This window comes from Pseudomonas sp. HMWF006 (genome assembly GCF_003061205.1).
Classification (GTDB): domain Bacteria; phylum Pseudomonadota; class Gammaproteobacteria; order Pseudomonadales; family Pseudomonadaceae; genus Aquipseudomonas; species Aquipseudomonas monsensis.
Genome location: NZ_QAIU01000179.1, coordinates 3,516 through 8,821, shown reverse-complemented (window position 1 = coordinate 8,821; position 5,306 = coordinate 3,516). Strand labels below are relative to the sequence as shown.

Annotated in this window: 6 protein-coding genes; 1 reads left to right on the top strand and 5 read right to left on the bottom strand. The window is 61.6% G+C overall.

The genetic code is table 11. The annotated features are described in order from the left end of the window. The 5 genes from DBR24_RS07095 to DBR24_RS07075 all read right to left on the bottom strand — a co-directional run. A partial coding sequence (locus DBR24_RS07095) for a DJ-1/PfpI family protein (RefSeq protein WP_177490455.1) occupies positions 1-442 on the bottom strand: 442 nt, incomplete at its 3' end. Between the two features lie 50 nt (positions 443-492). Beyond that, the gene (locus tag DBR24_RS07090; protein ID WP_128614326.1) at positions 493-1,614 is read right to left on the bottom strand and encodes an agmatine/peptidylarginine deiminase; all 1,122 of its coding nucleotides are present in this window, start codon (positions 1,612-1,614) and stop codon (positions 493-495) included. A gap of 48 nt (positions 1,615-1,662) precedes the next feature. Further along, the gene (locus DBR24_RS07085; protein WP_128614325.1) at positions 1,663-2,766 is read right to left on the bottom strand and encodes an extracellular solute-binding protein; all 1,104 of its coding nucleotides are present in this window, start codon (positions 2,764-2,766) and stop codon (positions 1,663-1,665) included. Between the two features lies 1 nt (position 2,767). Then, on the bottom strand, positions 2,768-3,676 hold the full coding sequence (gene aguB, locus DBR24_RS07080; protein WP_128614324.1) for an N-carbamoylputrescine amidase: 909 nt from the start codon (positions 3,674-3,676) through the stop codon (positions 2,768-2,770). A gap of 3 nt (positions 3,677-3,679) precedes the next feature. After that, the gene (locus tag DBR24_RS07075; protein ID WP_128614323.1) at positions 3,680-4,732 is read right to left on the bottom strand and encodes an agmatine/peptidylarginine deiminase; all 1,053 of its coding nucleotides are present in this window, start codon (positions 4,730-4,732) and stop codon (positions 3,680-3,682) included. Between the two features lie 111 nt (positions 4,733-4,843). Here DBR24_RS07075 and DBR24_RS31660 point away from each other — a divergent pair. Continuing rightward, a partial coding sequence (locus tag DBR24_RS31660) for a LysR family transcriptional regulator (protein ID WP_256591318.1) occupies positions 4,844-5,306 on the top strand: 463 nt, incomplete at its 3' end.

The following is a 5,306-nucleotide window of genomic DNA, read 5'->3' as shown; positions in this document are numbered from 1 at the left end:
ACCCGGCCCGGCCGAGAAACCACGAACCGTTCCACAACCCGGCCAGGGTGATGCCGCGTTCCACCGCCACTTTCAGCAAACCGATGAATGCCTCGCTCGCCCGCAGTTCGGTGCGATAACCGCCACAAATCACCAGCAGATCCAGGTCATGCAACGCCGCCAGATCCATCTTCGCATCCGGGCGAATCACCAGCCCCAGATCGCTGACAACTTCACCCTCGCCCAGCCCGAACGTACGGGACGAAAACAGTCCCGGGCGCAACAGGTTACTGGTGACAATCGTGTCCAGCGCCTGGGTGAAGGCCGGCAATGAAAAGTGCTCGAGCAGCAGGAAACCGGTGCGGGTCATGCGGGTGTCAGCGGTTTGCTCATTCAGGTAGCGGAGGTTTTTCCCCTTCATGCCTCCGCTGAATTGGCGTCGTTCGATCAAGGTCGGGCCCATTGGTGATGTTGTTATCCGCCGATAGTTGGCCCGATCCGCCTCCGAGTCAATCACGCCTGTGGTTGATGGCTGGTCACGCAGTGAATCCCGCCACCGCCGGCGGCAATGGCGTCGATGTCGAGCTGCACGATTTCACGCTCCGGGTACAGCTCGGCGAGCAGGTCGAAGGCCTGTTTATCGGCTGCCTTATCGCCGAATTCCGGGGCGATGATCGCGCCGTTGATCACGAAGTAATTGATGTAGCCAGCGGCGAAGTCCGGGTTGTTCTGGCTGAACTTGCTTTTGCGCGGTTTGAGCGGCGGCGAAACCGTGTGGATCTGCAATGTGCGCCCGTCGGCATCAGTGGCGCGCTTGAGGATTTCCAGGTGCGCCAGGGTGACCTTGTGATCGTAGGATTCAGGGTCGGTGTCGAGGTTGGCGATGACAACGCCAGGCTTGATGAACCGTGCGTAGAAATCGACGTGGGCGTCGGTGATGTCCTTGCCCTTGATGCCCGGCAGCCAGATGATTTTGCGCAGACCCAGACGCTCCTTCAGTTCTGCTTCGACGTCAGCTTTGCTCCAGTCAGGATTGCGGTTGGCGTTGATCCAGCTGCTCTCGGTCATGATCCCGGTACCGTGGCCATCGACTTCGATCCCCCCGCCCTCGCCCACCAGTTCGCTGCGTTGGTAAATGGCTTGCGCGTCGTCGGCCACTCGCGCGGCGATCTGTGCGTCCTTGCTGTGCCGCTGCTTGCCGCCCCAACCGTTGAAATTGAAATCCACCGCGCCCAGACCGCCCTTGTCGTCGATCACGAAGTTGGCGCCGATGTCGCGCATCCAGATGTCATCCAGCGCGGCCGCCACGTACGTGATGTTGTGAGTGCCGCAATGTGTTTCGGCGAGGCTGCGCTCGTGCTTGCGGCAGAACACCGTAACCGGTTCGAAGCGGGCAATGGCTCGGGCGACGCGGCCCAGGGCTGCCTGCACATCCGCAGTGAAGTCTTCCCAGATTGCATCCTGCGCGCCGAAGGCAATGTAGGCGCGCGCGTGTTTGTCGCCCTCATCAGGCATGAACCAGCGCCCTTGTGCAGCGGCGAATACCTTGCCCGGCGACAGGCCGAGGCCCATGAACGTTGCGCCGACACCTGCGGCGACCGTGACTTGCTTGATGAACTCGCGACGAGTCGACATGTTGCAGTTCCTGTAGAAAAAAAGGCCGGCCAACCCGCCGGCCCTGGGTCATTGGCCGGTGGCCGTCTTGAATTTGGTCCAGGTGCGCATGCGGGCGCGCATGTCGGCCTGGGGGATGTCCTTGCCCGGAATCAACCGAGCATAGGTTGCCTCGTCGAGGTAAATGTCCGGGTTGTCGCGCATGCTTGCATCGACGCCCGAGCGCGCCTTGGCGCTGGAAGTCGGGTAACCGGTGAAGTTACTGATCGCGGCCATGTTCTCCGGGCGCATGACGAAGTTGATAAACGCGTAGGCGTATTCCGGATGTCGGGCGTCGACCGGAATGGCCATGGTGTCCATCCACACCGTGGTGCCTTCACGGGGCACACGGTACTGGAAGCGTGTGTGCTTGCCGGCGCTGTCCGAGGTGCGCTGGGCCTGGGTCATGTCGCCGCTGTAACCGAGCGACAGACACAAATTGCCGTTGACCAGATCGGTCACCGGTTGCGACTGGAACTTGCGAATGTACGGCCGCAGTTTCATCAACAGCTCACTGGCCGCCGCCAGATCCGCCGGTTTTGCACTGCGCGGATCGCGCCCCAGGTAATTGAGCACCACTGCCAGCGCTTCATCGGGCGAATCGATCATCGAGATCCCGCAATCGGCGAACTTCGCCGCCAGCTCCGGTTTGAACAACATGTCCAGACTGTTCACTGGCGCATCGGCCATGCGCTGTTTGATCTGCTCGGCGTTATAGGTCAGGCCGATGGTGCCCCAAGTGTAAGGCACCGTGGCTTTGCTGGAGTGTTCGTAATGGCTGCGCAGCTTCTGCAAACCAGGCTCGATGTCGCCCAGTGCGGTCAGCTTCGATTGATCCAGCGGCATCAGGCTGCCGGCACGCATCAGACGCTCGGCCACGGTGTCGCCGGGGAAAATCAGGTCGTAACCGCTGCCACCGGAGAGCATCTTGGCTTCGAGGGTTTCGCTGCCGTCCATGACGTCGTAGATCACTTTGATCCCGGTTTCGGCGGTGAACCGGCTCAGCGTGTCTTCGGCAAAATAATCGGCCCAGTTGTATAGCCGCAGGGTTTTGTCTTCGGCGTGCAGCGACGGCATTGCGCAGGTCAATGCCAGGCCAATCGCGCCGAGCAACCGCTTGTGTTGAGTCGTCATGTCAGACCCCTTGAGTGTTCCAGCGTGCGTGGAGGTGGCGGCCATCCTGGCTGAGCAACGCGCCGTACATGTCCGGACGGCGATCGCGATAGATGCCCCAGCTCAGGCGCTCTTCGCGCATGGCGGCAAGGTCGAGTGAGTGGACAAGCACGCCGCAGCTGTCGCGGTCGGCCGTCGCGAGCAACTGGCCCTTGTGATCGCTGATGAACGACGAGCCGTAGAAACTCATTTGCAGATGAGGATCGGTGCTCGCCACTTCGCGACCAACGCGGTTCGACGCCACCACCGGTAGCAGATTGGCGGCGGCGTGGCCGCGCATGGTCATCTGCCAATGGTCGCGGGAATCCAGTGCCGCGTTGCCCGGTTCCGAGCCGATGGCCGTGGGATAGAGCAACACTTCAGCGCCCATCAACGCCAGGCAGCGCGCGGTTTCCGGGAACCACTGATCCCAGCAGATGCCCACGCCGAGGCGGCCGAACGCGGTATCCCAGACTTTGAAACCGCTGTCGCCGGGGCTGAAATATTCCTTCTCCTGATAGCCGACGGCGTTGGGAATGTGGGTCTTGCGGTACACGCCCGACAGACGTCCGTCAGCATCGGCGACGGCCAGCGAATTGAAATAGGCATTGCCGGCCTTTTCGAACCAGCTCAATGGCAACACCACGCCCAGCTCCCGGGCCAGTGCGGCGAAGCGCGCGAGGACGCGGCTGTCGCGATACTCCTCGGCAAGCGCCATATGTTGATGATTTTGTTCGATGCAGAAATACGGCGTGGCGAATAGCTCCTGCAACAGGACCACTTGCGCGCCCTGCTGCGCCGCGTCGCGTACAAGTTGCTCGGCCCGGTCGAGGTTGCCCGGCAAATCCCAAGTGCACGGCATCTGGGTGGTGGCGATGGTCAACAAGGTCATCGTTCAACCCTCCACCGGCCAGGCCGGCTGTTGCTGGGTGATGCAATGCACACCGCCGCCGCCATGCGCCAGGTGATTGATGCGCACCGGCACCACTTCGCGCCCGGGGAAGGCTTGCGCCAGCGTTTTCGCCGCCAGGTGATCGGCCTCGATGCCGTAGGCCGGCATGATGATCGCGCCATTGACGATGTAGAAATTGGTGTACGAGGCGCAGAACACTTCGGCTTCGGTATCGACCGCGTCGGTGGCTTCGAACAGCTCGATCAGCTCGAACTTGCGTCCGTGGGCGTCGGTGGCCAGTTCCAGTGCACGGCGGTTTTCCCGTGCCACTTCGGCGTAAACCGAAGACTGATCACGTGTCGCATCCACCAGCAAAACGCCGGGCCGGGCGAAGGCACAAACGCCATCGACGTGGCCGTCAGTCATGTCGCCGGTAACGTAGTCCGGATCGCCCGGCAGCCAGATGGTTTTCTTCGCGCCGAGCAGGCGACTGAAGATTTCCTCCATCTCGGCCTTGCTCATTCCAGGGTTGCGATTGGGGTTGAGCAGCACCGATTCGGTGGTGATCAGCGTGCCTTCGCCATCGACATGAATCGCCCCGCCCTCGTTGCTCAGCGGTGTGCCGAAGCATTCCAGGCCAAGGTGATTGAGCGCACGGCGCGCCAGGCTCTCATCCAGATCGTGCGCCGACTTGCCGCCCCACGCGTTGAAGCGCCAGCTCACACCGGCCAGCCCATGTTGCGGATGGCAGACGAAACTCGGGCCGGAGTCGCGGCACCAGCTGTCGTTGACCGCCAACGGGATCAGTTCGATGTTCGGTCCGCACAGGGCTTTGGCACTGGCGAGCGCCGAAGGATCGACCACCAATTTCACCGGCTCGAAACGGGCGATGGCGTTGGCCACGCCAGCGAAATCCTCCTGCACCTGCGCCAGGGTCACGCGCCAGCCGGATTCCCACAACGCCTGGTTGTGCGGCCAGACCATCCACGTCGCAGCATGGGTTACCCATTCTGCCGGCATCATCCAGGCGCTGTTTTTATTGTCGTTGTGCTGCATGATAAACCTCGCTAGTTAAGCCATTGTGTTCACGCCGAACATGCTACGGACGCAAAAACAGGCAAACAAACGATGGATTTAGCGCACAACTGATTAGAGGAACTTATCGACATGCTCAAGCACTGGCCGCCGCTCAGCTCCCTGCGCGGCTTCGAAGCCGCCGCCCGACTGGGCAGTTTTCACAAGGCCGCCGATGAGTTAAACCTCACGCAGTCGGCGATCAGTCAGCAGATCCGCAACCTTGAGGCGTATCTGGAACAACCGCTGTTTTTCCGCAGCGGTCGCAGCGTCGCGCTCACCGACGCCGGGCAGGATCTGCTCAGCACCACCCAGTCCATGCTCCAGCAACTGGCCGTGGGCATTCGTCGTTTGGGCCAATACCAGAAACCCAATCAACTGGTGCTCAACACCACGCCGGCGTTCGCCCGGCACTGGCTGCTGCCGCGCCTGGGGGATTTCCGCGCGCGACATCCTGAAGTCGATCTGTGGATTTTCAGCACCGACGAAGTGCCAGACATGGCCACCCAGACCATCGACCTTGCCGTGCGTGACGACATCAGTTCGCAAGCCGAAT

Bases quoted from the DNA above. Each gene is read 5' to 3' on its own strand.
- DBR24_RS07090 (WP_128614326.1), bottom strand. From the start codon at position 1,614: ATGTCGACTCGTCGCGAGTTCATCAAGCAAGTCACGGTCGCCGCAGGT.
- DBR24_RS07085 (WP_128614325.1), bottom strand. From the start codon at position 2,766: ATGACGACTCAACACAAGCGGTTGCTCGGCGCGATTGGCCTGGCATTG.
- DBR24_RS07075 (WP_128614323.1), bottom strand. From the start codon at position 4,732: ATGCAGCACAACGACAATAAAAACAGCGCCTGGATGATGCCGGCAGAA.
- aguB (WP_128614324.1), bottom strand. From the start codon at position 3,676: ATGACCTTGTTGACCATCGCCACCACCCAGATGCCGTGCACTTGGGAT.